Below are 26,858 nucleotides of genomic sequence, written 5' to 3' on the forward strand. Positions count from 1 at the left end.
GGCATGAATTGCCGCATGGAAAGCAGATTACGGCGTCTGCGGCGGGAATTCGATGGAGAACTGTTAATTCATCGAAAAAATATGTGAAATCGAAGAAAATGCATCGCCAAAATGCGACAGCCCGTGCGAATTGAACAAGGCTTTGCCCCCCTGTCCCGTTGTCTTTACGAAAGACAATTGGCCTGCAAGCCTCTTGCGGCGATCTGCTAAAGTAAGGGCGACAACATGCAAACATGGTGACCGGCCACGGCCGGCGCCGTACCAGGAACCCATGCCCGCAGCCAGTTATCCGCCCAACGAAGCCGAACGCCAGACACTGCTCGCTTCGCTCCGCCTGCTCGACACCGAAGCCGAAGAAGTCTTCGACCGCATCACGCGCCTGGTGGCGCGCCTGCTGAAAGTGCCCACCGCCCTGTTCTCGCTGGTCGACGCCGACCGCCAGTGGTTCAAGTCGCGCGTCGGCATGGACGCGCTCGAGACCCCGCGCGAACAGGCTTTCTGCGCGCACGCCATCCTGCAGGACCAGCCGCTGGTGGTGGCCGACGCCAGCAGCGACGCGCGCTTCGCCGACAACCCGCTGTGACGGGTTCGCCCAACATCCGCTTCTATGCCGGCGTGCCGATCCGATCGTCCGGCGGCCTGCCGATCGGCACCCTGTGCGCCATCGACGACCATGCGCGCGTGCTCACCGCCGACGAGCTGTGCATCCTGATCGACCTGGCCGACATCGTGCAAAAGGAAGTGCAGTACCGCGAGCGCCTGGCCGTGGCCGGGCGCCACCTGGAGCATTCCGAGGCCGTGCTCGACGCCAGCGAGGCGCGCTTTCGCACCATTTTCGACCTGGCCAGCATCGGCATTTCCATGCTCTCGCCGCATGGCGGCTGGCTGAGCGTGAACCGCACCCTGTGCGGCATCGTCGGGTATTCCGAAGAAGAACTGATGCGCAAGACCTTCCAGGACATCACCCACCCCGACGACCTCGACATCGACCTGGCCCAGCTCGCGCAGCTGCGCGCCGGCGCCATCTCCCAGTACCAGCTCGAGAAGCGCTACATCCACAAGGACGGCGGCACGGTGTGGGTCAACCTGAACGTCAGCGCCAAGCGCGGCGCGGGCGGCGACGTCGACTACCTGATCGCCGTGGTCAAGGACATCGGGGCCCAGAAGGAAGCGCAGGCCTCGCTCGACGCCCTGCATGCCGATCTCGAACAGCGGGTGGCGACCCGCACCAACCAGCTGCGCGAGCGCGAGGCCGAGCTGCGCAGCGTGATCGAGAACGCCAACGATGCCTACATCGGACTGGATGCCAACGGCGCGGTCACGGTCTGGAACCGCGCCGCCGAGGAAACCTTCGGCTACGGCCCGCTGGAAGCGGCCGGGCGTCAGCTGGAAAGTTTGATCGTGCCGCCGGACCTGCTGCGCGCCCACCCCGGCAGCCTGCTGCGCTACCTGACCGGCAGCGCCGCCTCCAAGCTCGGCAAGCGCGTGGAATTGCCGGCGATGCGCAAGGACGGCACGCTGCTGACGGTGGAAGCGCGCGTCAACGAGCTCGAGGTGCGCGGTACGCGGATGTACAGCGCCTTCCTGCACGACATCTCCGAGCGCAAGCAGGCCGAATCGCGGCGCGAGTTCGAATCGCGCCACGACATGCTGACCGGCCTGCTGAACCGGCGCGCGCTGATGGAAACCCTGCCGATCGCCCAGTCGCGCGCGAACCGCAGCGGCCAGAGCCTGGGCCTGCTGTTCATCGACCTGGACGGCTTCAAGGCCGTCAACGACACCCACGGCCACGAAGCCGGCGACCGCCTGCTGAGCGAAATCGCCATACGCCTGCGCGGCGTGGTGCGCAAGACCGACAGCGTGTTCCGTCTGGCCGGCGACGAATTCACCGTGCTGCTCGAAGGCCTGCACGACGCCGGCAGCGCCCACGTGGCGGCCGCCAAGATCATCGACGCCGTCAGCCGTCCGGTAGATGTCGACAGCGGTTCGGCCCAGGTGGGCGCCAGCATCGGCCTGGCCCTGTTCGCGCCGAACGGCGGCGCCAGCCCGGAGGCGCTGATCAAGGAAGCCGACGAGCGCATGTACCAGGCCAAGCGCGCCGGCAAGGGGCGCATCTGCCCGCCGGCGCCGTGATGCTTATTGTTTGATCCTTAACGCTTGACGCTGCCGAACGGATCGCCCTTCTTCCAGGTCGGCATGGCCGGCGCGTTGGCCACCGCGTAACCCAGATTCAGGGTGAACTGGGCCTGCTGCAGCATGCCCGACAAATCCCACTCCGGACGGTACTCGTCGCTCACCTGGTGGTAATCCTGCTTGAAGCCGACCATCTGCGCGCTGGCGTGGGCCTGGTCGTGCTCGAAGGTGAAGTGGCCGTCGCCCGAGAACACCGCCGAGCCGACGTTAAAGGCCGGCACGCCGGCCTTGGCGAAGTTGAAGTGGTCGGCGCGGAAGTAGGCGCCCGACATGTCGGGAATCGTCGGCGCGAGCTTGAGACCCATCTTCTTCGCCACCACGGCTGCCGTGTCGTACAGGCTGCTGCGCTCGGCGCCGGGCACGCCGATGTCGCGCGTGCGTCCGACAAAATTCAGGCTGTCGAGGTTCAGGTCGGCGGCGGTCTTCGCCAGCGGCACCACCGGATTCGCCACGTACGCGGCGCTGCCCAGCAGGCCCTGCTCCTCCGCTGCCGGCCACAGGAACACCTGGGTGCGGCGCGCTGGTTTACGCACCGCTTCGGCGGCCATGGCCAGCAGGGCCGCGGTGCCGGTGGCGTTGTCGATGGCGCCGTTGAACACGTGGTCGCCCTCGCTGCCCAGCTTCTCGTCGATGCCGAAGTGGTCCCAGTGCGCCGAGTACACCACTGCCTGATCCTTGAGTTTCGGGTCGCTGCCCGGCACCACGCCGACCACGTTGAACTGCTCGACCTGGCGCACGGCCGATTTCATCTGCACACTGACCTTCGTCTTGAGGTCGACCGGCTTGAAGTCGCGCCGCTCGGCCTGGGCGCGCAGGGTGTCGAGATCAAAACCGGCGGCGGCGAACAGCCCGCGCGCGGTGTCTTCCTGCAGCCAGCCTTCGACGCCGTTGCCCGGGCTGGCGAGGCGGAAGCGCTCGTGCGAGAAGCTGTTGGCCGGCACGCTCCAGGCGTAGGAGGCCGACGGCGTGGTGTGGATCAGCAGCGCACCGGCCGCGCCACGGCGTACCGCTTCCTCGAACTTGTACAGCCAGCGGCCATACCAGGTGTAGGCCTTGCCGGCGAAGCGGTTGGGCTCCTCGGCGGTGGGTTGCGGGTCGTTGACCATCATGACCAGGATCTTGCCCTTCACGTCCTGGCCCTTGTAGTCGTCCCATTGTTCGTCGGGCGCCGAGACGCCGTAGCCGACGAACAGCAGCGGCGCATCAAAGGCGACGTCCGCCTTGCCGCTGCCGGTGCCGAACACGATTTCCTGGCCCAGTTTCGGCGCGATGCGCTTGCCGCCGGCGTCGAAGCTGACCTCGCCCGACACCAGGCGCGTGCCGACGATCGGCACCGGCTGGCGGTAGCCGCCGCCCGGCATCGGCTGCAGGCCGATGGCCGCGGCCTGGGTTTCCAGGTAGCGCACCGCCAGGTCGCCGCCGCGCTGGCCGGTGCCGCGGCCTTCCAGCAGGTCGTCGGCCAAAAAGGACAGGTGGGCGCGCAAGGCCGGCTCCTTGAGCAGCGGCGCTTCCTGGGCGAACGCGGGGCACGACAGGATGAGGGCGGCGCAGGCGGTCAGTACGGGAGGGCGAAGACGCATCGTGATGGTTCCATGGGTGGTGAGGATGGCAACATGGTACCGCAGGTGGGTGGACATGGTTGGCCGGGGGTGGGCAACATGTGCGGTAGGGTGGGCTCCCGAGCCCACGCGGTCTCACCATGTGCTCATCTGCGCTGTCACCCCTATTACGGACGCTTGTACACCCGCACCCAATCGACCAGCATCCGCTGCGGCAGCACCGTGGTCGCATCTGGATACCCCGGCCAATACCCGCCCACCGCCAGGTTCAAAATCACATAGAACGGATGCTCGAACACCCACTCCCCTTTCACCATCGCGGGCGTGGCCGTGTGGTACAGGATGCCGTCGCGGTACCAGCGGATCCGCTGCGGCTCCCACTCCACCGCATACACATGGAAGCCGTCGGCATACGCCCCGCTCTCGCGCTTCGACGGCGCCCCAAAAGCATGCTCGCCCGAATAGCCCGGCCCGTGCAGGGTGCCGTGCACCAGGCCCGGCTCCTTGCCGATGTTTTCCATGATGTCGATCTCGCCGCAGCGCGGCCAGCCGACCGTCTTGATGTCGGCGCCCAGCATCCAGAAGGCCGGCCAGATGCCCTGCCCGCGCGGAATCCGGATGCGCGCCTCGTAGCGCCCATAGGTGCGCTCCTGCAGGCCGGCCGTCTTGATGCGCGCCGAGGTGAATTCCTTGCCGCCCCAGGCTTCGCGGTGCGCTTCGATCACCAGCATGCCGTCGACGACGCGCAGGTTCTCGGGCCGCTCGGTATAGAACTGCTGTTCGTTGTTGCCGTTGCCGCTGCCGCCCGGTTCGGGCACCCACTTGCTGCGGTCGAGAAGCGTGCCGTCGAACTCGTCGTGCCAGTCGATGGCCCAGCCGGCCGGAACCGGGATCGGCTGCGCCTGTGCCGGACTCTGTGCCTGCCCTGCGCCGCTACCCAATGCCAGCGCCGCAGCGGCCAGCGCCATCCACCGTTTTCCCATCCGCCCCTCCTTGTTTTTGGAAACGTTACCAGCACCCCGCGGAAAATGTAACACCCGTCCGTTTCAAGTGTCAACGCGCGCCCTGTTGTTGCGCTAATAACCCAAAACCTTGTCCCGAAGAATATTCCGTTGACAATTTTTTTTCCTAAGCCTACTATTCATTCAGAACATATGGAAACGTTTCCACAGTTTCCAACAAAGCGCCACGAAAAACCAGGTGGCACACGTAAGAACGACGAAGCGCCGCTGCTCCGGTTCAGGGATGCAGTCGGCCTTTCGTGTTGGGCAGCGCGGCAGCAAAGACACAGCAACGAGACAAAGCGGCATGTCGGCCGGCCGGGTGCGGAGACCCGGCCAGATGTGGCTGACAATCAAATCTATAAGAAAAGAGGAGAACACATGCACTACCCTTTGGCAAAGCAGAAACTCATCAGCCTGGCCGTCGCCGCTGCCTGCGGCGCCTTCCTGGCGCCGGCATACGCGCAGGAAGCCGGCCAGCCCGCCACCAGCACCAGCGGTAGCGCCACCGGCGCGAACACGGGAGCAAACGCCGACCAGGCCAGCGGCAACGGCGCCACCGCCGACCAGGCCAGCGGCGCCAGCCCGAATTCGGGCGTCGTCGCCGATGCCACCGCCGCACCGCAGGTGGTCCTGGTCAAGGGCATCCGCCAGAGCATGGCCTCGTCGCTGAACATGAAACGCAACGCCACCGGCATCGTCGACGGCATCGTCGCCGAAGACATCGGCAAATTCCCGGATACCAACCTGGCCGAATCGCTGCAGCGCATCAGCGGCGTCTCGATCGACCGCGAAATCGGCGAAGGCTCGAAGGTCACCGTGCGCGGCGTCGGCCCCGACTTCAACCTGGTGCTGCTGAACGGCCGCCAGATGCCGACCTCGAACCTGGGCGACCGCAACGGCCGCGCCTACGACTTCGCCAACATCGCCTCGGAAGCCATCTCCCAGATCCAGGTGTACAAGACGGCGCGCGCCGACTCCCCGACCGGCGGCATCGGCGCCACCCTGAACGTGATGACCGCGCGTCCGCTCGAGCGCAACGGCAAGCAGGCCAGCATCGGCATCAAGGGCGTGCACGACAGCTCGGCCAGCGAACTGCCGGGCGACGTCAAGCACGGCATGGACAAGGTGACGCCGGAGATCTCGGGCATCTACAGCAACGCCACGGCCGACGGCAAGTTCGGCATCGCCATCAGCGGCAGCTACCAGGAACGCCACCTGGGCTACAACCAGGCCGCGGTGCCGGGCGGCTGGCGCGGCCCGATCGCCGCCGGCGACAGCGGCGCCTGGGGCAACATCCCGCAGGCGAACACGCCGGGCGGCGCCAACATCGTCAACCGTCCGTCGGGCGACACCATCTATTCGGTGCCGCAGAACCTGAACTACTCGATGAGCGGCGTGCAGCGCGAGCGCACCAACGGCCAGCTGGTGCTGCAGTACGCGCCGAGCAAGGCCCTGACCACCACCCTCGACTACACCTATTCCGAAAACAAGATCCACACCCGCCGCCAGGACATGTCGGCCTGGTTCAACTTCGGCCCGTCGAGCAGCAGCTGGGGCGACCCGGTGGGCGGCGTCGCGCCGCCGCTGACCTATACCGAGATCATCAACCCGGCCACCAGCGACATCGCCATGGGCGGCGCCGACTTCGCCACCCGCACCCAGAACAAGTCGCTCGGCTTCAACGCCGTCTGGAAGCCGAACAGCGACCTGCGCCTGGAATTCGACGCCCACAAATCGAGCGCCGAATCGACCCCGGACAGCCCATGGGGTTCGTCGAACACCCTCGGCACCGCCAGCTTCAGCCGCGGCACCACCAGCGCCGACTTCACCCAGGACTTCCCGGTGCTGGGCATCGTCGGCGCCGACTTCGCGCGCGCCGGCCAGCAGGTCACCGGCTCGACCTTCCAGAACGGCTACATGAAGGGCGAAGTCGAGCAGGCCCAGGCCAAGGGCAGCCTGAAGCTGTTCGAAGCGTCGGAACTGAACTTCGGCCTGGCGCTGACGGAACAGAACAACCGCTCGGCCTTCTCGAACCAGCAGCGCGAAACCTGGGGCGGCGCCACCAGCGCGGCCGATTACCCGAGCAGCGTCTGGCACCAGGAAAGCCTGCGCCAGTACTTCGACAAGCTCAACGGCAGCGACAACCCGAACCTGTTCAACACCTTCTACACCTTCGACTTCGGCCAGGTGCGCGATATCGCGGCCCAGGCTTCCGGCCAGCCGAACCTGTACCTGCCGAAGACCACCTACGACACCGACCAGCGCACCCGCGAGCGCTCGAAGAGCCTGTACCTGCAGTTCAACACCGACTGGGACTTCGGCCTGCCGGTCCACACCGGCATCGGCGTACGCTACGAAAACACCCACGTGTTCTCGACCGCGCTGGTCCCGATCGCCACTGCCTACAGCTGGGAGTCGCAGAACGAGTTCAAGGTCCGCTTCGGCGAGCCGAGCTTCACCAGCCTCTCGGGCAAGTACCATTACTTCCTGCCGACCCTGGACGCCGACGTCGACCTGCGCCCGGACATGAAGCTGCGCTTCGCCTACGGCGAAACCATCGGCCGTCCGCGCTGGGACCAGATCGCCGGCGGCCAGATCCTGGTCGAGCTGGGGCGTGTGATCGGCGGCGACGGCTCGCAGGGCAACCCGGGCCTGAAACCCGTCAAGTCGAAGAACACCGACCTGTCCTACGAGTGGTACTACGACAAGCAGAGCTTCTTCTCGATCGGCCACTTCCGCAAGAACCTGAAGAACTACGCCGGCCAGTCGAAGGTCACGGCCCAGCCGTTCAACCTGCACACCCCGGTGGGCGGCGCCTTCTGGAACGAGGCGATTGCCAACGGCTGCGCGAACTCGGACACGACCTGCATCCGCAACTACATCTTCCGCAACAAGGCCGGCCAGCCGGGCGTGATCCAGAACGGCGTCGACGGCTCGGGCAACCCGCGCGGCGAGATCGTCGGCCAGCCGGGCGACCCGATCGCCAACTTCGAGATCACCTCGTTCTCGAATCAGAAGCGCGCCATGCTGTACGGTACCGAGCTGAATGTGCAGCACATGTTCGGCAACAGCGGCTTCGGCCTGTCGGCAAACTACACCTTCGTCGACTCGGGCCTGAAGTTCGACAACGCCAGCATGGGCGAGCAGTTCGCACTGGTCGGCCTGAGCGACTCGGCCAACCTGGTCGGCATCTACGAGAACGACAAGTGGACGGTGCGCGCGGCCCTGAACTGGCGCGACGAGTTCCTGTCGGCGACCTTCGACAGCGCCGGCCCGAACCCGATCTACCAGGAGCCGTACAAGCAGGTCGACCTCTCGATCGGCTACGCGTACAACGACCGCCTGAGCTTCCAGTTCGAGGCCATCAACCTGACCGACGAAACCATGCGCTCGCACGGCCGTACCAAGAACCAGGTGCTGTATGCGACCCAGAGCGGGCCGCGCTACATGCTGGGTGCGCGGTACAAGTTCTGATCGGGTGATGTAAAAAGCCACGGCGGAGGAACGCCGTGGCTTTTTTTCGATGATGATCCTTGGGCTTGCATCGAGCCGCGGCGCTAACCGTACGGTGGGCACTCCGTGCCCACGCGGAACGTCGCGTCGTGTTGGCGCCGTTTGAACACGTGCCCCGAGCCGATCGAAACGTCTCGAATGATCATTTGGACGCGTCAATAAGCATCCATCGTCGCGATAGCAACAGCGCCAACATGGCGCCGCATTCCGCGTGGGCACGGAGTGCCCACCGTACGATCAATGCCGCAGGCCGAAAAACGCCATCGGTACCTCGCCTTTTCGTGGTTTTTTTGGTCAGAGTGCAATAAACTTCCAGCAACTTCTTCACATTGGAAACCCTTCCATGGCGAGTAGCACCATCCGCCACGTGGTCGTCGTCGGCGGCGGTTCGGCCGGCTGGCTGACCGCCGGCCTGATCGCGGCCGAGCACCGGGCGAACTCCCCCGACGGCCTGCGCGTGACCCTGGTCGAATCGCCCGACGTGGCCACTATCGGCGTCGGCGAAGGCACCTGGCCTTCGATGCGCGACACCCTGCGCCGCATCGGCGTTTCCGAATCCGACTTCTTGCGCGAGTGCGACGCCGCCTTCAAGCAAGGCTCGCTGTTCGCGCGCTGGAGCAGCGGCCAGGACAACGACTACTACTTCCACCCGTTCTCGCTGCCGCAAGGCTACGGCGAGGCGAACCTGGTCGAGCGCTGGCAGGAAGCCCATACCGGCGTACCCTTCGCCGACCTGGCCAGCTACCAGCCCCATTTGTGCATGGCCGGCCGCGCACCGAAGCAGGCGGCCACGCCGGAATTCGCGGCGGTGGCCAACTACGGCTACCACCTCGACGCCGGCAAGTTCGGCCAGTTCCTCAAAAAACACTGCCTGGAGCGCCTCGGCGTGCACTACGTGCCCGACCACGTGCTCGGCATCGAGTCGCATGAGGACGGCGACATCGCCGCCCTGCGCACCCGGCATCACGGCTTGTTGAAAGGCGACCTGTTCGTCGACTGCACCGGCATGCGCGCGCTGCTGCTCGGCCAGCACTACGGCGTGCCCTTCCTGTCGCAGCAGCACGTGCTGTTCAACGACACCGCGCTGGCGGTGCAGGTGCCGTACGCCAGCGACGACACGCCCATAGCCTCGCAGACCACCTCCACCGCCCAACGCGCCGGCTGGATCTGGGACATCGGCCTGCCGACCCGGCGCGGCGTCGGCCATGTCTACTCCAGCGCCCACACGAGCGACGAGCAGGCCGAGCGCGACCTGCGCGCCTACCTCGCCGCCAGCGGCGGGCCGCAGGACTGCCCGACTCCACGCAAGATCAGCTTCCAGCCCGGCTACCGCGAGCACTTCTGGCACCGCAACTGCGTGGCGGTCGGCCTGTCGAGCGGCTTCATCGAGCCGCTGGAAGCCTCGGCCCTGGCCATGGTCGAACTGTCGGCGGCGATGATCGTCGACGAGATGCCGGTTACGCGCGACCACATGGACGCCGTCGCGCACCGCTTCAACGACACTTTCCGCTACCGCTGGGAACGCGTGATCGACTTCCTCAAGCTGCACTACGTGCTGAGCCGGCGCGAGGACAGCGCCTACTGGCTGGATAACCGCACGCCCAAGTCAATTCCCGAACGCCTGCAGGAATTGCTGTCGCTGTGGCGCTACCGCGCGCCGATGCGCGGCGACTTCCCGCGCATCGAGGAAGTCTTCCCGACCGCCAGCTGGCAGTATGTGCTGTACGGGATGGGCTGGCGTAACGAGGCCGGCGCTACCCGCCGCGGCGACGGCCTTCTTGCCGACAGCTACTTCCGCGAGGCGGCCGACCTGACGCGGCGCATGTTGCCCGCCCTGCCGGCGAATCGCGAGCTGCTCGCCCATATCCGCAGCCACGGCCTGCCGCGCCACTAGATAACCACAACAACGAGACACCCCATGCCGAATCCCGTTTTACTGAACAACATCGACCACGCCGCCATGCGCGTCATCGCCACCCGCGGCGCCGCCTACGGCGACAACGTGATGTCGGCCCTCACCTGGCCGGACGAGTTCCGCACCCTGCAGGCGCACTACCCGATCGTCTTCCAGCAAAACGGCGCAGGCGGCTACGATGCCCTGGCCCTGTTCGGTTTCCAGCCGGGCGAGAACCTGTTCCTGGATGGTGAAGTGTGGGACGCCGCCGAGATCCCGCTGTCGATCCAGCGCCAGCCCTTCCTGATCGGCACCGATGGCAGCGAACTGGTGGTCCACGTCGACCTCGACAACCCGCGCCTGAGCCGCGACCAGGGCGAACCGCTGTTCCTGCCCCAGGGCGGCAATACCGAGTACACCGAGCGCATGGCCTCGGTCCTGCGCGCGATCCACCTCGGCCTGGAAGGTGCGCGCAGCTTCACCGCCGCCCTGCTCCAGCACAATCTGCTCGAATCCTTCTTCCTCGACATCACCCTCGACGACGGTTCGGACAACCGCCTGGCCGGCTTCTACACCATCCACGAAGAGCGCCTGGCGGCACTCGACGGCGCGGCCCTGGCCAGCCTGCACGCCGCCGGCCACCTGCAGGCGATCTACATGGTGCTCGCTTCGCTGTCGCAGTTCCGCGCCCTGATCGACCGCAAGAACCGACGCAATGCCGGACAACGCTGAACCCATCCGCGAGATCGACGCCAGCGCCCCCGGCGTCCTGACCGACGCGCTGTTGACCTCGACCGAGCCGCTGGTGCTGCGCGGCCTGGTGGCACGCTGGCCGCTGGTGCGCGCGGCGATTGCCTCGTTCGACAGTGCGGACGCCTACCTGCGCCGCTTCTACCGCGACGCGACCGTCACCGCCATGCTCGGCGCGCCCGATATTGGCGGCCGCTTCTTCTACAACCAGGACCTCACCGGCTTCAATTTCGCGCCGGTGCGAGCACGCCTGGATGCCGTGCTGGCCGAACTGCGCGGCCACCTGCGCGACGAGCAGCCGCCGGCGATCTACGTCGGCTCGACCACGATCGATACCTGCCTGCCGGGCCTGCGCGCCGAGAACGACATCGACCTGGGCAGCCGCGACGCCCTGGCCAGCATCTGGATCGGCAACCGCACCCGCATCGCCGCCCACTACGATTTGCCCGACAACGTCGCCTGCGTGGCGGCCGGGCGCCGCCGGTTTACCCTGTTCCCGCCCGGGCAGGTAGACAATTTGTACATCGGCCCGCTCGACCTGACCCCGGCCGGCCAGCCCATCAGCCTGGTCGATTTCCACCAGCCCGACTTGAACCGCTTTCCGAAGTTCGCCGAGGCCATGCGCCACGCCCAGGTGGCCGAACTGGCGCCGGGCGACGCCCTGTTCATCCCGAGCATGTGGTGGCACCACATCGAGGCGCTGTCCCCGTTCAACGTGCTGGTGAACTATTGGTGGCGCCAGTCGCCGGACTACATGGACACGCCGATCAACGCGCTGATGCACGCCCTGATGAGCGTGCGCGACCTGCCGCCGGAACAGCGGCGCGCCTGGCAGGGGCTGTTCAATCGCTACGTGTTCGAGGCCGATGACGAGACCGCCGCCCATATCCCGCCGCATGCGCGCGGCGTGTTGAATCCGCTCGACGACGCGGCCGTGCGCGCCCTGCGCGCCCAATTATTAAAGCGGATGAACCGCTAAGGAGACAAACATGGATAAGAAACCGATTCGCCGTGTGGTGATTGCCGGCGGCGGCACGGCCGGCTGGATGGTGGCCGCCTGCCTGGGCAAATCGCTGGGCAAGCGCCTCGACATCAAGCTGGTCGAGTCCGACGAAATCGGCACCGTGGGCGTGGGCGAAGCGACCATCCCGACGCTGCAGAACTTCCACCACCTGCTGGAGATCAACGAGCAGGAATTCATGGCCGCCACCCACGCCACCTTCAAGCTGGGCATCGGCTTCGAGAACTGGCGCGACGTGGGCCAGGACTACATCCACTCCTTCGGGAATACCGGCATCGACCACTGGACTGCCGGCTTCCAGCACTTCTGGCACAAGGGCCGCGAGCGCGGCCTGGCCGGCGACTACGGCGACTACTGCCTGGAACACCGCGCCGCCCAGCTGAACCGCTTCGCCCACCTGCCGAAGCAGGGCATGAACTACGCCTACCACATGGACGCCGGCGCCTACGCGCGCTTCCTGCGCCGCTTCTCCGAGCACTACGGCGTGCAGCGCATCGAAGCCAAGATCGTCGACGTGGTGAAAGCTGCCGGCGCCAGCACGATCCGTTCGATCAGGCTGGACTCCGGCACCGAGCTGGAAGGCGATCTGTTCATCGACTGCACCGGCTTCCGCGCGCTGCTGATCGGCGGCGCGCTGGGCGTGGAATACGAGGACTGGTCGCACTGGCTGTTCAACGACAGCGCCGCCGCCCTGCAGACCGCGTCCAGCGGCGAAGCCGTGCCCTACACCCGCTCGATCGCGCGCGAAGCCGGCTGGCAGTGGCGCATCCCGCTGCAGCACCGGGTCGGCAACGGTCACGTGTTCTCGAGCCGCTTCATCGGCGACGAGGCGGCGCTCGATACCTTGAGGCGCAATGTCACCGGCGAAGCGCTGATGCAGCCGCGGATCATCCGCTTCCAGCCGGGCCAGCGCAAGCAGGTCTGGGTCGGCAACTGCGTCACCATTGGCCTGGCCAGCGGCTTCCTGGAACCGATCGAATCGACCAGCATCCACCTGATCCAGCGCGGCATCGTGCGCCTGATGCAGATGTTCCCGTCGAACGGCATCAGCGCCAGCGACGTGCTTGAGTACAACCGCCAGGCGGCGGACGAGATCGCGCACATCCGCGACTTCATCGTGCTGCACTACAAGGTGACGAACCGCCGCGACACGCCCTACTGGCGCGCCTGCGCCGAGATGGCGGTGCCAGGTTCGCTGCAGCATCGCATCGATCTGTTCCGCGAGACGGGGCGCGTGTTCCGGGCGCCGAACGAACTGTTTGCGGAGAATTCGTGGATCCAGGTGATGCTGGGGCAAGGCATCATGCCGGAGGGGCATCACCAGACGGCGGACCTGATGGGCGACGCGGAGCTGAAGGGCTTCCTGGATAACATCAGCGGGTCGGTGGACCGGACCGTGGCGCAGCTGCCGCCGCATGAGGCATACGTGCGCCAGTACTGCGGCGTCGCTAAATAAGGCCGGTGGCGCTGACCGTACGGTGGGCACCCCGTGCCCACGCGAACGCCTGCGCCGTGTTGGCAATGATTTCGCCGAAAAACAAACGCCGCGTTGACGCTTCCAGAAGCGCTAACGCGGCGTTTATTTTGCGGCGGGATCAAACGTCAACACAGCGCGGAGTTCCGCGTGGGCACGGAGTGCCCACCGTACGAGAATCGCCGCAGGCCGTTGTTACTTCCCGGTCCCTTCGCGGTGCAGACCCGCATACTTCACCCCGAAGAACAGGATGAACAGGTAGCACGCCGCCGGCACCAGGAAGGAGATCTGCAGGCCGATACTGTCCGCCATCGCGCCCTGGATGAAGGGCACGATCGCGCCGCCGACAATCGCCATGCACAGGATGCCCGAACCCTGGCCGGTGTGGCGGCCCAGACCATGCAGCGCCATGCTGAAGATGGTCGGGAACATGATCGAGTTGAACAGGCCCACCGCAATGATCGCCCACATCGCCACCGAACCCTGGGCAAAGGTGGCCAGCAGCACCAGCGCAATCGCGCCCAGCGCATTGAAGGCCAGGGTCTTGCCCGGGCTGACGTAGCGCATCACGGCAAAGCCGATGAAGCGGCCGATCAGCGCGCCGCCCCAGTACATGCTGACGTACTTGGCCGCTGCCGCGTGGTCCAGGCCTGCGATGTGCGATTCGCCCAGGAAGTTCACCAGGAAGCTGCCGATGCTCACTTCCCCGCCCACGTAGACGAAGATGGCCACCGCGCCCAGCACCAGGTGGCGGTAGCTCCAGGCCGAGCCCTTGCCGGCAACGGCTGCGGCGGCAGGACCTTCTTCATGGTTGATCTTCGGGAGGCGCGCCAGCGCGAACAGCACCGCCAGGATCGCCAGCGCCGCCGCCAGCGCCAGGTAGGGGCCCTGAACGGTGGCCGCTTCCTGCGCCTTATAGGCTGCCTGCTCGGCCGCCGACATGGCCGCCAGCCGGTCGGCGCCGATCGTGGCTGCCGACAGGATCAGCACACCGCCCAGGGCCGGGCCGATGGTGGTGCCGAGCGAGTTGAAGGCTTGCGTCAGCGTCAGGCGGCTGGACGCGGTGCGCGCCGGTCCGAGCACGGTGACGTAGGGGTTGGCCGCTACCTGCAGGATGGTGATGCCGCTGGCCAGCACGAAAAAGGCGAACAGGAACAGCGCATAGCCGCTCTGCGCCGCCGGGTAGAACAGCGCGCAGCCGGCCGCCGCGATCAACAGGCCGGTGACGGCGCCGCGCTGGTAGCCGATGCGGCGGATCAGCGCACCGGCCGGCATCGAGACGATGAAGTAAGCGCCGAAGAAGCAGAACTGCACCAGCATCGCCTGCACGTAGGTGAGCGTGTAGATCGACTTCAGGTGCGGAATCAGGACGTCGTTCAGCGAGGTGAGCAACCCCCACATGAAGAACAGGATCGTGACGATGACCAGCGGGCCGGTGTTCGACTTGAACTCGCCCTCGTGTGCAGCAGCGGCGCCCTTGTCGATGCGTGGGCTGCCTGCGGTGTGTTCCATGTTGCCTCCTTCAGTGCTTCTTTATTGTTGGTTGGCGATGTGCGCGGACAGCATGGCCGCCACGCCTTGCAGCGCCGGGTAAGGTTCGGTAATCAGCCAGGTCGGAATGCGCGCGAGATAGGGCGAGAGGCGCCCCTTGTCTTCGAAGCGTCGCCGGAACGAAGACTGCGCAAACAAGGATCCCAGGCGCGGCACGATGCCGCCGCCGATGTACATGCCGCCGGTGGCGCCCAGGGTCAGGGCGACATTGCCGGCAACGCTGCCGAGGATACCGCAAAACGTCTCGACTGTACGAATGCAGGCGTTGCATGAACCGTCCAGGGCCTGCTTCGTGATGTCGGGTGCGGCCAGCGAATCGCCCGACAGCACGCGGTGGATCGCTTCCAGGCCCGACCCCGACAGCAGGCGCTCGGCGGACACGTGGCCATATTCGTCCTGCAGGCGTTCGAGGATGATGCATTCGTCGCGCGTGCATGGCGCAAAGCTGGCATGCCCGCCCTCGCCCGCCAGCGCGGTCCACTGCCCGCCGGCCGGGATCACGCCCGACACACCCAGGCCGGTGCCCGGCCCGATCAGGCCGATCGGACGGCCGCTCAGCTCGACGCCTCCGCCGATGCGCTGGCGCTGGTATGACTGGAGAAACGGCAGCGACATCGCCAGCGCCGCGAAGTCGTTCACCACCAGCAGCGTCGACAGCGCGCGCTCGTCGCGCAGGCCGGCAATCGAAAAGCTCCAGTGGTGGTTGGTCATGCTGACCCGGTCTTCCTCGACCGGATTGGCAATCGCAATCGCCGCGTGGCGGATACCGTCGACCGCGAAGCCGCGCTGGACGGCTGCACCGAGGTAGCTGTGCATGGCGTCGGCCAGGGTGGCATGGCCGGCGCAAGGCAGCACCTCGATGCAGTCGAAGCGGCCCTCGTGGTGCAGGGCGAAGCGCGCATTCGTGCCGCCGATGTCGGCGACCAGGCTGGGCACGATCATTTCAGCTCCTCGCAGCGCACGGCGTCCTGTTCCTTCGCACCGCCACCCAGGATGTCGATGTTGGTGAACGAGGCCGTGAAGGCGGCGCTGCTGCCCACTACGAACGGCGCCTCGACCCTTGCCAACTCAAGCCCGCGCGCCGTGAAGCAGGCCAGCGGAATCCTGACCGTCTGCTTGCCCTTACCGGCCAGGCGCGCGAATAGCGCAGTGGCGTCGAGCGGCGTGCCGCAGGCGGCGCCGGCGCCGCAGGCCATGGCGATAGTCACCTTGCCCGCTGGTGCCGCGCTGACGATGGTGTCGAAGCGCAGCGCGCCGTCCTTTGCAGCCGCGGCCGGCAGCACCATGGCTTTGGCGCCGCGCGCCTCGATGCTGGCCGGCCCGGTCCAGGTGACCTGCTTCGCATCCTGCTGGGTGTTGATCTGCGCCGTCTGCACGCTGACGTTCGGCAGCGTGAAGGTGGCGTTCAGGTCGGCGCCGAGCGGCTTGAATTCGCTCCCGCTACGGATCGCCAGCGGGAAGCTGGCGCGGTCGGCCTGGCCATACACCGGGAAGCTGTTGCTGATGCCGCAGCCGCCGGCCGGATAGCTGGCATCAAACTGGCCGAGCGTCGAGCGCGTGCCTGTGCGCAGGCCGTAGCCGAGCTTGAACAGCGGATCGTAGTTGGCGCTGCCGGCGTTCAGGTCGGTCTGGCAGACGGTCTTCGGCCACGAGAACGACAGGCTGCCGGTGAAGTCGTAGCGTTTGGAGCCGGCGACCAGCAAGTCCGCCACGCCCTTGCCTTCGCTGCCCGGCAGCCAGGCCGCGACAAAGGTGTCCGACAGGTTCATCAGGTCGTTGACCCAGAGCGGACGCCCGGCCACGAACACGGTCACCACCGGCTTGCCTTTGCCGGCAACCGCCTGCAGGGTGGCCAGGTCTTCCGGATAGCGGCCGCTGTGGCGCAGGGTGCCGGTGGGGCCGATGTCGCCGTCGCCTTCGGCATACGGGGTTTCGCCGATCACGGCGACGACCGCATCGAAGTCGGCCACGTTCACCCCTGCGCCGTCGACGCTGTAGCTGACGTTGTTGGCGCCGGCGGCCTCGCGGATGCCGGCCAGGATGCTGTCGGCATTCGGGAAGTCGGCATTCGTATTGGCCGTGCCCTGCCAGGTGAGCGACCAGCCGCCGGTCTGGTTCGAGATGCTGTCGGCGCTTTTCCCGACTACCAGGATCTTCTTGCCTTTCGCGAGTGGCAGTGCCGGCCCCTCGTTCTTCAGCAGCACCAGCGACTGGCGCACGGCGCGGCGCGCCAGTTCGCGGTCCTGCAGCGCATCCGCCCTGCCGGCATAGGCGTTGGTCGAAGGCCGCTTGCCGAACAGGCCTGCGCGCAGTTTCACACGCACGATGCGGGTCACGGCGTCGTCGATGCGCGCCATCGGGATCTCGCCGGCCTCCACCTGCTTCATGGTGTTGGCGATAAAGGCCTTCCAGTCGTCGGGCACCATGAACATGTCCATGCCGGCGTTCACGGCCTGGGCGCAGCTGTCGTTGCGGCAGCCCGGCACTTCGGCGATGCCGTTCCAGTCGCTGACGACAAAGCCGTCGAAGCCCATCTTGTTCTTCAGGATGTCGGTGATGGCGACGCGGCTGCCGTGCAGCTTGCCGTGTTCCGTACCTGTCGCAGTGTCGGTCCAGCTGTTGAACGAGATCATGACGGTCTGCGCGCCCGCTTCCAGGCCGGGGTAGTAACCCTGGCCGTGGATGTTCATCATCTGCTGCGCCGTGGCCTTCGTCACGCCGCGGTCCTTGCCGTGTTCGGTGCCGCCGTCGCCCATGAAGTGCTTGATCGAGGCGACCACGTTCGCGTCCTTGTCGAAGCGGCCCTGCAAACCCTTCACGACCGGACCGGCATAGCTTTTCACCAGCAGCGGATCTTCGGAATAGCTTTCGTAGGTGCGGCCCCAGCGGTCGTCGCGCACCACGGCCACCGTTGGCCCGAACACCCAGGCAAGACCCGTAGCGCGCACGGCGCGCGCGGTGGCGGCAGCGATCTCGCCGGCCAGCTTCGGATCGTGGGCCGCGCCCAGGCCGATGTTATGCGGGTAGATGGTGGCGCCGACCACGTTGTTGTTGCCGTGGACGGCGTCGATGCCCCAGATCACCGGCACCTTGATTGCCATGTCGGTGGCCATCGAGGCGTCATAATACGCATTGGCGAGGGTCATCCAGTCGGCGGCGGTGGCGTGCTTGTTGTTGTTCGGCCAGCTGCCGCCACCGTTCAGCACGGAGCCGAGGTAGTAGCGCTTGACGTCTTCCGGCGTGGCGGTCTTGATCTCGGCCTGCGTGATCTGGCCGATCTTCTGCGCCAGCGTCATCTTGCCGACGATCGCGGCGACGCGCGCTTCCAGCTTCGCGTCTTTTGCGATGGCGCTTTTCGGCGCCGGCCAATCGGTCAGCGGCGCGGCGGCCGGTGCGGCGATGGCGGGCAAGGCAAAGGCGATGGCCAGGGCCAACGCAGGTATACGTAACCTCGGTTGCAGCTTCTTGTTCATCTCGTCTCCGTGTTTTTATCGTGCGTTATTCCTGGCGCAGGAAGCTGCGGTACCACTTGCCGCTGTCCTTCAGCGTGCGTTGCTGGGTGTCGTAGTCGATGTGCACCAGGCCGAAGCGGCGGCCGTAACCCTCGGCCCATTCGAAGTTGTCGACCAGGCTCCAGGCAAAGTAACCCTTCACCGGCACGCCGCCGTCGATCACGTCGCGCAGCGCCGCCAGGTGGCGCTGCAGGTAAGCGCGCCGCTCGGCGTCGGGCACGCTGCCGTCTGCAACCACCACGTCGTCGTAGCAGGAACCGTTCTCGGTGATGTACATCGGCCCCGGATGATAATCGCTCTCGATGCGCGCCAGCAGTTCGGCCAGGCCCTCGGGCGCCACTTCCCAGCCGAGGGCGGTAGTCTCGGCATCCTGTGGTTTCAGCACGCGCACCGACAGCGGGCCTTCGCCCGGCGCATCCTGGATGGTCTCGGGGAAGTAGTAGTTCACGCCCAGGAAGTCGGTCGGCACGGCGATGGCGTCCATGTCGCCCGGGTGGATTGCCGGCGCGGCATCCCCGATGATATCCAGCGTGGCCTGCGGGTAGCCGCGGCCGTACAGCGGATCGAGGAACCAGCGGTAGCGCAGGCCGTCGTGGCGCAGCCTTGCGGCCTCGTCTTCGGCGCTGCTGCTGGCCGCGCGCAGCGGATGCAGCGACAGCGACAGGCCGACCTGTGCATCCGGCACGTTGGCGCGGATCAGCGGCACCGCCTTGCCGTGCGAGAGCAGCACGTGGTGGCAGACCTGGAGCGCGGTGGCGAAGTCGGTGAAGCCCGGCGCATGCAAGCCTTCCCAGTTGCCGATCATCGAGGTGCACCAGGGTTCGTTGTGGGTGATCCAGTGCTGCACGCGGTCGCCCAGGCGGCGCGTCATGGCGTCGGTGAATTCCAAAAAGGCGTCGACCGTGCCGCGCTCGGCCCAGCCGCCGCGGTCCTGCAGGAACTGCGGCAGGTCCCAGTGATACAGCGTAGCCCAGGGCTGCAGGCCGCGTTCCAGCATGCCGTCGACCAGGCGCGAATAAAAGTCCAACCCTTTCGTGTTCGGCTTGCCGCCAATTTCAGAGAAGATGCGCGGCCAGGCGATCGAGAAGCGGTAGGCGTTCAGGCCCATGTCGCGGCCGATGTCGAAGTCCTCGGGCCAGCGATGATAGTGGTCGCAGGCCACGGCGCCGCTGGCGCCGCCCTTTACCTTGCCGGGGGTGGCGGCGAAGCGGTCCCAGATCGACTCGACGCGGCCGTCTTCGAAGCCGGCGCCTTCGATCTGGTAGGACGAGGTGGCGCAGCCCCACAGGAAGTCGGAAGCGAATTCGCTGCGCGCGGGCGGGTGCTGGTCTGTGCTGTTCGTAGTCGTCATGGTGTCATTTGGTGGACATTGTTCGATTGTTGGTTCGTTTGTTCGGTCAACTTTTTGGAAAGCTTTCCATATCCGGCTCAAAAAAAAGCGCCAGGCAGGCGCCTTGTGCGTGTTTCCGCCTACTCATGCGGCTTTCGGGCGGCGCGCCCGTTTATTCACTTCTCCCGCTTTCGCCAGCGAGGCGCGCAGCGTCACCGACACCGGGAAGCTGTGCTCCACTGGGCGCTGCAAGTCATAGCAGCGGTTCAGCAGCGCGTTCAGGCCGCTGCGCGTCATCTCGCGCCAGGGCATGCGCACCGAAGTCAGGCGCGGCGCCGAAAACTCGGCGCTCGGCGTGTCGTCGTAGCCGATCACGGACAAGTCGTGCGGCACGCGGATGCCCGCTTCCTGGAAATAGGACAGCGCGCCGACCGCCATCTCATCGTTGGCGCAGAACAGTGCGCTGCACGGGTTGCCCGATTCGATCAAGGTCTTGGCCGCGGCCCAGCCGCCGGCCGGCGAAAAGTCGCTCTCGGCCACCCACAGCTTGCCGGTATCGATGCCGGATGCCTCCAGCTCGGCCTTGAAGCCTTCTACGCGCTCGACGTTGTCGAACAGGCTGGCCGGGCCGGCCACGATGGCAATGTCGCGGTGCCCGTGTTCGAGCAGCGCGCGCGCGGCGAGGCGCCCGCCCAGGCCGTGGTCGACCATGAAGCACTGGTCCGGGATGCCGGCCAGGGTGTGGTTCAGCACCACCAGCTGGCGGCTCTTGGCGCCGAGCGCGGCCAGGTCTTCCTCGAGCAGGGCGCTGGTCATCACCATCAGCCCGTCGCAGCCGCGCTCGAGCAGGAAGTCGATGCCCTCCACCGCCTGGCGCCGCGCATCGCCCAGGCCGACGCCAAAGGCGACCACCATGTGCAGGCCGGCGGCGCGCAGTTCGGTGTCGATGATCTGCAGGATGGGCGTGTAGAACGTGCCGCTCAATACCGGGATGTAGACGCCGATCATGCGGCTGGAACCGGACAGCAGCGCGCGCGCCGCGTGCGAGGGCCGGAAGCCCAGCTCGTCGATCGCCTTCTTCACGCGTTCGAGCGTCGCCGGCGAGACCGAACCCTTGCCGCTGACTACGCGCGACGCGGTTCCCAATCCCACGCCCGCCAGGCGCGCTACGTCTTTGATCGTTGCCACAAACTGTCCTTCACCATTCAATGTTGTCACCAGCATGGAAGCATACTCCATGCCTGCTTTTCTTTATAGCCGCGCGCCGCTGCCGGGGTCGAACAGCGACACCTGCGCCGCATCGATCCCGAAGCGCAAGGCCTGCCCTGCCGTGAACACGGCCGGCCCGTGCACGATGGCCGACAGCACCTGGCCGCCGCAGTCCAGCCACAGCACCTGGTGGTTCCCCATCGGTTCGACCAGGGTTACGCTGCCTTTCAATGGCCCGTCGGCGTCGATGTGTACGTGCTCGGGCCGCACACCCAGCGTGGCCGCACCGGCCGGCAGCGGCGCGTGCAGGGCCAGCGCCAGGCTGGCCGAGCTGAAACGGTTGTGCAGGTCGACCTCGCCGTCGATGAAGTTCATCGCCGGCGCACCCAGGAAGCCCGCCACGAAGCGGTTCGCGGGGCGCTCGTAGACCTCGCCCGGGGTGCCGATCTGCTGCACCACGCCGCCTTGCATGACGACGATGCGCGAAGCCAGGGTCATCGCCTCCACCTGGTCGTGGGTCACGTAGATCATGGTGGAACCGAGGCGCGCGTGCAGGAGCTTCAATTCACGGCGCAGTTCGGCGCGCAGCTTGGCGTCCAGGTTCGACAGCGGTTCGTCGAACAGGAACACGCCGGCTTCGCGCACCAGGGCGCGCCCGATGGCCACGCGCTGGCGCTGGCCGCCCGACAACTGGGCGGGCTTGCGCGACAAGAGTGCATCGAGCTGCAGCATTTCCGCTGCCCGCCCCACGCGGCGCGCGATCTCGGCCTTCGGCGTGCCGGCCATCTTCAGGCCGAAGGACATGTTGTCCTTGACCGTCATGGTCGGGTATAGCGCATACGACTGGAACACCATGCCGATGCCGCGCTCGCTGGGATCGGCCAGGGTCATGTCCCGGCCGCCGATCTCGATGCTGCCGGCATGCACGTCGATCAGGCCGGCGATGCTGTGCAACAGCGTGGACTTGCCGCAGCCCGAAGGCCCGAGCAGCACCAGGAATTCGCCCGGTTCGACGTTCAGATCGAGCTCGCGGATGATGGGCTTGCCGCCGAGCGTGATGGAGAGTTTGCGGAGGTGGACGTTGGACATGGGATCAGCCTTTCACGGCGCCGGCAGCGATACCGCGCACGAACCAGCGGCCGGAGAAGAAGTAAAGCGCCAGCGGCACCAGGGCCGTGAGGATGGTCGCGGCCATGTTCACGTTGTACAGGCGGGTGCCGGTGGTGGTGTTGATCACGTTGTTCAGCTGGACCGTCATCGGCAAATTGTCGCGGCCGGCGAACACCAGGCCCAGGATGTAGTCGTTCCACACGCCGGTCACCTGCATGATGGCGGCCACCACGATGATGGGCGTGGACAGCGGCAGCACCACGTGCAGGAAAATGCGCCAGAAGCCGCCGCCATCGATGCGCGCCGCGTGGAACAGCTCCTGCGGCAGGCTGGCGTAGTAATTCCGGAACAGCAGGGTCATCACCGGCATCCCGAACACCAGGTGCACCAGCACGATGGCAGGCAGGGTGCCGAAGATGCCGGCGCCGGCCAGCAGGCGCACCAGCGGGTAGATCATCACCTGCACCGGGATGAAGGCGCCGGCCAGCAGGATGCCGAACAAAACGTTCGCGCCGCGCGGCCGCCAGAAGGAGAGCGCGTAGCCGTTGATGGCGCCAATCAGGATCGGCAGGATGGTGCTCGGCAGCGTGATCCTGACCGAATTCCAGAAGCCGCCGCGGATGCCTTCGCACGAAGCGCCGGTGCAGACTTCGGACCAGGCCTGGCGCCAGGGCTCGACGGTCCACGCGCCCGGGAGCGCCAGGATGGAACCGGCGCGGATCTCGTCCATGCCCTTCAGCGAGGTGACGATCATCACGTACAGCGGCACCAGGAAGAACAGCGCAGCGCCGAACAGGAACACGTAGATGCCGATGCGCGCCGGCGTGAAGTGACGGCGGCGCGCGCGGGCCGCAGCGGGCACGTGCACGGCGGGCGTGCCCAGGGCGGTCTGCGCCATCATGCCCGGCCTCGCTCACGACCGCTGCGGCTGCGCGCATAGGCATACGGCGCCAGCAAGGCCACTACCGGCACCAGCAGCATGATCGCCCCGGCCGAAGCCAGGCCGATGTTCGAGCGCAGGAACAGGTGGTCCATGATGAACTTGGCCGGCACTTCGCTGGCCGTGCCGGGGCCGCCCTGGGTCATGGCGACCACGGCGTCGTAGAGTTTCACGACGCTGGTGGCCAGCAGCAGGAACACGGTGGCCACCGTCGGCCACAGCATCGGCACGATGATCGACACGTACACGCGCCAGGTCGGGATGCCGTCCAGGCGCGCCGCCTTCCAGATGTCGGCGTCGATGCCGCGCAGGCCGGCCAGCATCAGCGCCATCACCAGGCCCGCCGATTGCCAGACGGTGGCGATGACGATGGTGTAGATCGCCATGTCCTGGTCGACGATCCAGTCGAATACGAAATCCGGGAAGCCCATGCTGGCGATGGCGCCGTCGATGCCGGTGCCGGGCGTGAGCAGCCATTGCCAGACCAGGCCAGTGGCGACGAAGGACATCGCATACGGATACAGGAACACGGTGCGCAGCACGCCCTCGCCGCTGACGTTCTGGTCGATGAAAACGGCCAGCAAAAAGCCGATCACCAGGCAGGCCAGGATGAACAGCAGGCCGTACAGCGCCAGGTTATTCAGAGACAGCATCCAGCGCTCGTTGTCGAACAGGCGCTCGTACTGCGTCATGCCGATGAACTTATCGGAGGGGAAGGTGCGCGAGGCCGTGAACGAGGTGCGCAGGGTCCACGCCATCGTGCCGAGGTAGGCGACGATGACGGTGAGCGCCATCGGCAGCAAGGCTGCATATGGGGTCGCTGCGCGGATCGGACGGGCGAGCATCGCTTATTCCTGCAGCGCCGCGGCGATGTTCTTCTGCGCCTTGTCGACCGTCATGTTGGTATTCCAGTAGGCGGTGAGCACGTCCTGCATGGCGCCGTTCTGGTCCGGGGTCAGGTAGACCTCGGACACGCCCAGGTGGCGCGAGCGGTCCTTCATGATGGCGATGCCCTTCTGGGCGCAGGCGTCGGCCTGGGTCGCGTCGACGTCGGTGCGCACCGGCACCGAGCCTTTCAGTTTGCTGAAGGCGAGCTGGGTGTTCGGCGCCACCACCACGCTGGCCAGCAGTTTCTGGGCCTGCACGGCCTGGGCGTTGCGCGTTTTCGGGAACACGAAGACGTCACCCTGCATCAGGTAGGGCGCGTTCGGCGCCAGGCCGGCGATGCAGCCGAACTGCTGCTCCGGCACCTGCTTCGCTGCGGTGAACTCGCCCTTGGCCCAGTCGCCCATGATCTGCATGCCGGCCTTGCCCGAGATGAGCATCGCGGTAGCGTCGTTCCAGTTGCGGCCCGGCGAGCGCGGGTCGACATAGCTTTGCAGGCGCTTGTAGGCCAGCAGCACGTTGCGGAAGGCCGGCGAGGCGATCGCTTTCGGGTCGCGCTCGCGCAGCACTTTCAGGTACAGGTCCTTGCCGCCCAGGTTGGCCAGCATGGCACTGAACAAAATGGTCTCTTGCCAGGCCTGGCCGCCGTGGGCCAGCGGCACGATGCCGGCCGCCTTCAGCTTATCGAGGGCGGCGAAGAATTCGGGGACGCTGGCCGGCTCTTTCGCGATGCCGGCCTTCTGGAAAGCCGCCTTCGAATACCAGATCCAGGTCTGCATGTGGATGTTCAGCGGCACGGCGTAGTAGTGGCCGTCGACCTTGATCACGCTGACGATGGGTTCGGGCAGCAGCTTGTCCCAGTTCTGGGCGCGCGCCACGTCGTCGACGTTGTTCAGCATGCCCTGCTCGATGATGTCGAAGAACTGCTTGGAGGTGTTGAACTGGGCGGCGGTGGGCGGGTTGCCGCCGACGATACGATTCACGGTAACGGCGCGCGACTGGTCGCCGCCGGCGATCGCCGTGTCGACCCAGACGCCGCCGGCGGCGCGGTAGGCCTGCGCCACCTGCTTGACGGCGGCCGATTCGCCGCCCGAGGTCCACCAGTGGATGACTTCGGCGCGGGGGCCGGTGGCGGCTGCCGCGCCGGCGCCGGCGGCGGACGCGCTGGGGCTGAAGGCGGCGCAGGCGCAGGCAAGCGCGAAGGCCTTGAACTTCGGTGCTGTGTACATCGTGTCTCCAATCTTCGCCTGTCCTTGTCGGTACGCTTTTGGAAACGTTACCAGCGGCTTTGACCGACTATAGCACTTGACGATTTTTTGTGTCAATTAATAACTTTTTTGTATCCTGACAGTCTTTTGCTGTTTCTGGAAAAACGTTGTGGTATCGTTTCCAACCAGTTTGCCGCTTGCTGTCATGACACCCTGCGGCTTACCATAAAAAAATATCTGGGAGACATTATGCACACAGCCATGGGGACGACCGAGATCTTTTTGATCGCGATGCTCGTCATCTTTACCCTGCCCTACCTTATCTGGCGGCTGGGGAATACCGACTATTGGGCGCCGCTGGTGGTGGTCCAGATCATCACCGGCGTGCTGCTCGGCCCCGGCATCTTGGGCCGCGCCTACCCCGAGTACTACAACTTCGTGTTCAATCCGCAGGTGATGGCCGCCATGAACGGCATCGCCTGGTGGGCCGTGATGCTGTTCGTGATGATCGCCGGGATCGAGCTGGATTTGAAGAAGGCCTGGGAACACCGGCGCGAGAGCATGATCACGGCCTCGCTGGCGCTCGGCACGCCGCTGCTGTTCGGCTGCATCGCCGCCGTGGGCATGCTCGGCTACGCCGGCTGGAAAGGCGCCCAGGCGCACGACTGGCAGTTCGTGCTGGGCGTGGGCATGGCCTGCGCGGTGACGGCGCTGCCGATCCTGATCCTGCTGATGGAGAAGCTGGAGATTTTGCGCGAGCCGATCGGCCAGCGCATCCTGCGCTACGCGAGCCTGGACGACATCGCGATCTGGGGCGTGCTGGCGCTGATCCTGCTCGACTGGGACCGGGTCGGGCGCCAGCTCGGTTTCTTCCTGGTGTTCGCCGTCGCCACCCTGCTGTTCCGGCGCCTGATGGCCTGGCTCGAAGAGCGCGACCGCTGGTACGCGATGCCGGTCTGGCTCGCCCTGTGCGCGCTGGCCGCCGACTGGGCCGGGCTGCACTTCATGGTCGGCGCCTTCCTGGCCGGCGCCGTCACCGAAGCGCACTGGTTCGACCAGAAGCGCCTCGACGCCCTGCGCCAGCACCTGCTGCTGACCTTCATGCCGGTCTACTTCCTGAGCACCGGCCTGAAGACCAACTGGGCGCTGGGCGGCTCGGCCGTGTTCGTGGCGGCGGCGGTGCTGCTGGTGGCGTCGGTGGCGGGCAAGCTGGCCGGCACCCATCTCGCCGGCCGCATCCTGGGCTGGAGCCGCACCGAGTCCTCGATCATCGGCTGGCTGCTGCAGACCAAGGCGCTGATCATGATCATCTTTGCCAACATCCTGCTCGACAAGGGCGTGATCACCAGCGAAACCTTCACCGCCCTGCTCCTGATGGCGATCGGCAGCACCATGCTGACGGTGCCGGTGGTGTATCCGAAGCTGCGGGCAGCGGCGCAACTGGTGTTCAAGACCAGTTAGAAAGACGAGCTCCGCGTGGCAATGCGTCACATCGGCCTGCAGCTTTAACCGTACGGTGGGCACCCCGTGCCCACGCGGTTACGTGCGCGTCCTTCTTGCGTTGGCTGCAAATTGTCGCTCGCAAAATATGCAATGGACGACACGCCGGGCATGGCGTCTGGCCAGACTCCACGTCAGCGGGCGAAAAGTCGCCGCACGTAGTGCAAGGATCAGCACGTAACCGCGTGGGCACAGGGTGCCCACG

At 66.3% G+C, this 26,858-nt stretch carries 19 protein-coding genes; 8 read left to right on the forward strand and 11 right to left on the reverse strand.

Features of this window, described 5'->3' with window-relative positions:
- Positions 1 to 271 precede the first annotated feature (271 nt).
- Together QWL29_RS08935 and QWL29_RS08940 are read left to right on the forward strand one after the other, a co-directional pair.
- Complete coding sequence (locus QWL29_RS08935; protein ID WP_305822539.1) at positions 272 to 583, forward strand: GAF domain-containing protein; 312 nt, start codon at positions 272 to 274, stop codon at positions 581 to 583.
- Entirely contained in the window at positions 580 to 2,133 is a 1,554-nt protein-coding gene (locus QWL29_RS08940) for a sensor domain-containing protein (RefSeq protein ID WP_305822540.1), read from the forward strand. The genes QWL29_RS08935 and QWL29_RS08940 overlap by 4 nt, the downstream gene beginning before the upstream one ends.
- A 17-nt stretch (positions 2,134 to 2,150) precedes the next feature.
- Here QWL29_RS08940 and QWL29_RS08945 read toward each other — a convergent pair whose 3' ends face one another.
- Together QWL29_RS08945 and QWL29_RS08950 are read right to left on the reverse strand one after the other, a co-directional pair.
- Positions 2,151 to 3,773 carry a M28 family peptidase gene (locus QWL29_RS08945; protein WP_305822541.1) on the reverse strand — a complete coding sequence of 541 codons (1,623 nt, stop codon included), beginning with the start codon at positions 3,771 to 3,773 and terminating at the stop codon, positions 2,151 to 2,153.
- A 146-nt stretch (positions 3,774 to 3,919) separates the two neighbouring features.
- On the reverse strand, positions 3,920 to 4,735 hold the full coding sequence (locus QWL29_RS08950) for a glycoside hydrolase family 16 protein (protein ID WP_305822542.1): 816 nt from the start codon (positions 4,733 to 4,735) through the stop codon (positions 3,920 to 3,922).
- A 399-nt stretch (positions 4,736 to 5,134) separates the two neighbouring features.
- Between QWL29_RS08950 and QWL29_RS08955 the strand changes: the two genes are divergently transcribed.
- The 5 genes from QWL29_RS08955 to QWL29_RS08975 all read left to right on the forward strand — a co-directional run bounded on the left by QWL29_RS08955 (position 5,135) and on the right by QWL29_RS08975 (position 13,390).
- A complete protein-coding gene (locus QWL29_RS08955) occupies positions 5,135 to 8,230 on the forward strand; it encodes a TonB-dependent receptor (RefSeq protein ID WP_305822543.1) in 3,096 nt (1,031 codons plus the stop codon).
- Between the two features lie 382 nt (positions 8,231 to 8,612).
- On the forward strand, positions 8,613 to 10,163 hold the full coding sequence (locus QWL29_RS08960; protein ID WP_305822544.1) for a tryptophan halogenase family protein: 1,551 nt from the start codon (positions 8,613 to 8,615) through the stop codon (positions 10,161 to 10,163).
- A gap of 24 nt (positions 10,164 to 10,187) precedes the next feature.
- Positions 10,188 to 10,895, forward strand: coding sequence for a SapC family protein (locus QWL29_RS08965; protein ID WP_305822545.1), 708 nt, complete (start codon positions 10,188 to 10,190; stop codon positions 10,893 to 10,895).
- Positions 10,879 to 11,892 carry a cupin-like domain-containing protein gene (locus tag QWL29_RS08970; RefSeq protein WP_305822546.1) on the forward strand — a complete coding sequence of 338 codons (1,014 nt, stop codon included), beginning with the start codon at positions 10,879 to 10,881 and terminating at the stop codon, positions 11,890 to 11,892. Before QWL29_RS08965 ends, QWL29_RS08970 begins: the two co-directional genes overlap by 17 nt.
- Before the next feature lie 10 nt (positions 11,893 to 11,902).
- Positions 11,903 to 13,390 (forward strand): tryptophan halogenase family protein, encoded by a 1,488-nt coding sequence (locus tag QWL29_RS08975; protein ID WP_305822547.1) that lies wholly within the window; start codon positions 11,903 to 11,905, stop codon positions 13,388 to 13,390.
- 213 nt (positions 13,391 to 13,603) lie between these two features.
- Here QWL29_RS08975 and fucP read toward each other — a convergent pair whose 3' ends face one another.
- The 9 genes from fucP to QWL29_RS09020 form a co-directional block, all read right to left on the reverse strand.
- Positions 13,604 to 14,920, reverse strand: coding sequence for an L-fucose:H+ symporter permease (fucP, locus tag QWL29_RS08980; RefSeq protein WP_305822548.1), 1,317 nt, complete (start codon positions 14,918 to 14,920; stop codon positions 13,604 to 13,606).
- Positions 14,921 to 14,941: 21 nt separating this feature from the next.
- Positions 14,942 to 15,901, reverse strand: a complete 960-nt coding sequence (locus QWL29_RS08985) for a glucokinase (RefSeq protein WP_305822549.1) — start codon at positions 15,899 to 15,901, stop codon at positions 14,942 to 14,944.
- Positions 15,898 to 18,432 (reverse strand): glycoside hydrolase family 3 protein, encoded by a 2,535-nt coding sequence (locus QWL29_RS08990; protein ID WP_305822550.1) that lies wholly within the window; start codon positions 18,430 to 18,432, stop codon positions 15,898 to 15,900. The genes QWL29_RS08985 and QWL29_RS08990 overlap by 4 nt, the downstream gene beginning before the upstream one ends.
- A gap of 25 nt (positions 18,433 to 18,457) precedes the next feature.
- Positions 18,458 to 19,822 (reverse strand): GH1 family beta-glucosidase, encoded by a 1,365-nt coding sequence (locus QWL29_RS08995; RefSeq protein ID WP_305822551.1) that lies wholly within the window; start codon positions 19,820 to 19,822, stop codon positions 18,458 to 18,460.
- Positions 19,823 to 19,945: 123 nt separating this feature from the next.
- Positions 19,946 to 20,989 carry a LacI family DNA-binding transcriptional regulator gene (locus QWL29_RS09000; RefSeq protein ID WP_305822552.1) on the reverse strand — a complete coding sequence of 348 codons (1,044 nt, stop codon included), beginning with the start codon at positions 20,987 to 20,989 and terminating at the stop codon, positions 19,946 to 19,948.
- 63 nt (positions 20,990 to 21,052) lie between these two features.
- Positions 21,053 to 22,099, reverse strand: a complete 1,047-nt coding sequence (locus tag QWL29_RS09005) for an ABC transporter ATP-binding protein (RefSeq protein WP_305822553.1) — start codon at positions 22,097 to 22,099, stop codon at positions 21,053 to 21,055.
- A 4-nt stretch (positions 22,100 to 22,103) separates the two neighbouring features.
- Entirely contained in the window at positions 22,104 to 23,021 is a 918-nt protein-coding gene (locus tag QWL29_RS09010; RefSeq protein WP_370663684.1) for a carbohydrate ABC transporter permease, read from the reverse strand.
- The gene (locus QWL29_RS09015) at positions 23,018 to 23,905 is read right to left on the reverse strand and encodes a carbohydrate ABC transporter permease (protein ID WP_305822554.1); all 888 of its coding nucleotides are present in this window, start codon (positions 23,903 to 23,905) and stop codon (positions 23,018 to 23,020) included. The genes QWL29_RS09010 and QWL29_RS09015 overlap by 4 nt, the downstream gene beginning before the upstream one ends.
- 3 nt (positions 23,906 to 23,908) lie before the next feature.
- The gene (locus tag QWL29_RS09020; RefSeq protein ID WP_305822555.1) at positions 23,909 to 25,174 is read right to left on the reverse strand and encodes an ABC transporter substrate-binding protein; all 1,266 of its coding nucleotides are present in this window, start codon (positions 25,172 to 25,174) and stop codon (positions 23,909 to 23,911) included.
- 228 nt (positions 25,175 to 25,402) lie between these two features.
- On the opposite strand from QWL29_RS09020, the gene QWL29_RS09025 reads away from it, so the two are divergent.
- A complete protein-coding gene (locus tag QWL29_RS09025) occupies positions 25,403 to 26,614 on the forward strand; it encodes a cation:proton antiporter (RefSeq protein WP_305822556.1) in 1,212 nt (403 codons plus the stop codon).
- Positions 26,615 to 26,858 lie beyond the last annotated feature (244 nt).

Origin of the sequence: Massilia brevitalea, assembly GCF_030711405.1 — a bacterium.
Taxonomy (GTDB): Bacteria; Pseudomonadota; Gammaproteobacteria; order Burkholderiales; family Burkholderiaceae_D; genus Telluria; species Telluria brevitalea.

Bases quoted from the DNA above. Each gene is read 5' to 3' on its own strand.
- QWL29_RS08935 (WP_305822539.1), top strand. From the start codon at position 272: ATGCCCGCAGCCAGTTATCCGCCCAACGAAGCCGAACGCCAGACACTG.
- QWL29_RS08945 (WP_305822541.1), bottom strand. From the start codon at position 3,773: ATGCGTCTTCGCCCTCCCGTACTGACCGCCTGCGCCGCCCTCATCCTG.
- QWL29_RS08950 (WP_305822542.1), bottom strand. From the start codon at position 4,735: ATGGGAAAACGGTGGATGGCGCTGGCCGCTGCGGCGCTGGCATTGGGT.
- QWL29_RS08955 (WP_305822543.1), top strand. From the start codon at position 5,135: ATGCACTACCCTTTGGCAAAGCAGAAACTCATCAGCCTGGCCGTCGCC.
- QWL29_RS08960 (WP_305822544.1), top strand. From the start codon at position 8,613: ATGGCGAGTAGCACCATCCGCCACGTGGTCGTCGTCGGCGGCGGTTCG.
- QWL29_RS08965 (WP_305822545.1), top strand. From the start codon at position 10,188: ATGCCGAATCCCGTTTTACTGAACAACATCGACCACGCCGCCATGCGC.
- QWL29_RS08970 (WP_305822546.1), top strand. From the start codon at position 10,879: ATGCCGGACAACGCTGAACCCATCCGCGAGATCGACGCCAGCGCCCCC.
- QWL29_RS08975 (WP_305822547.1), top strand. From the start codon at position 11,903: ATGGATAAGAAACCGATTCGCCGTGTGGTGATTGCCGGCGGCGGCACG.
- fucP (WP_305822548.1), bottom strand. From the start codon at position 14,920: ATGGAACACACCGCAGGCAGCCCACGCATCGACAAGGGCGCCGCTGCT.
- QWL29_RS08985 (WP_305822549.1), bottom strand. From the start codon at position 15,901: ATGATCGTGCCCAGCCTGGTCGCCGACATCGGCGGCACGAATGCGCGC.
- QWL29_RS08990 (WP_305822550.1), bottom strand. From the start codon at position 18,432: ATGAACAAGAAGCTGCAACCGAGGTTACGTATACCTGCGTTGGCCCTG.
- QWL29_RS08995 (WP_305822551.1), bottom strand. From the start codon at position 19,822: ATGACGACTACGAACAGCACAGACCAGCACCCGCCCGCGCGCAGCGAA.
- QWL29_RS09005 (WP_305822553.1), bottom strand. From the start codon at position 22,099: ATGTCCAACGTCCACCTCCGCAAACTCTCCATCACGCTCGGCGGCAAG.
- QWL29_RS09010 (WP_370663684.1), bottom strand. From the start codon at position 23,021: ATGATGGCGCAGACCGCCCTGGGCACGCCCGCCGTGCACGTGCCCGCT.
- QWL29_RS09015 (WP_305822554.1), bottom strand. From the start codon at position 23,905: ATGCTCGCCCGTCCGATCCGCGCAGCGACCCCATATGCAGCCTTGCTG.
- QWL29_RS09020 (WP_305822555.1), bottom strand. From the start codon at position 25,174: ATGTACACAGCACCGAAGTTCAAGGCCTTCGCGCTTGCCTGCGCCTGC.
- QWL29_RS09025 (WP_305822556.1), top strand. From the start codon at position 25,403: ATGCACACAGCCATGGGGACGACCGAGATCTTTTTGATCGCGATGCTC.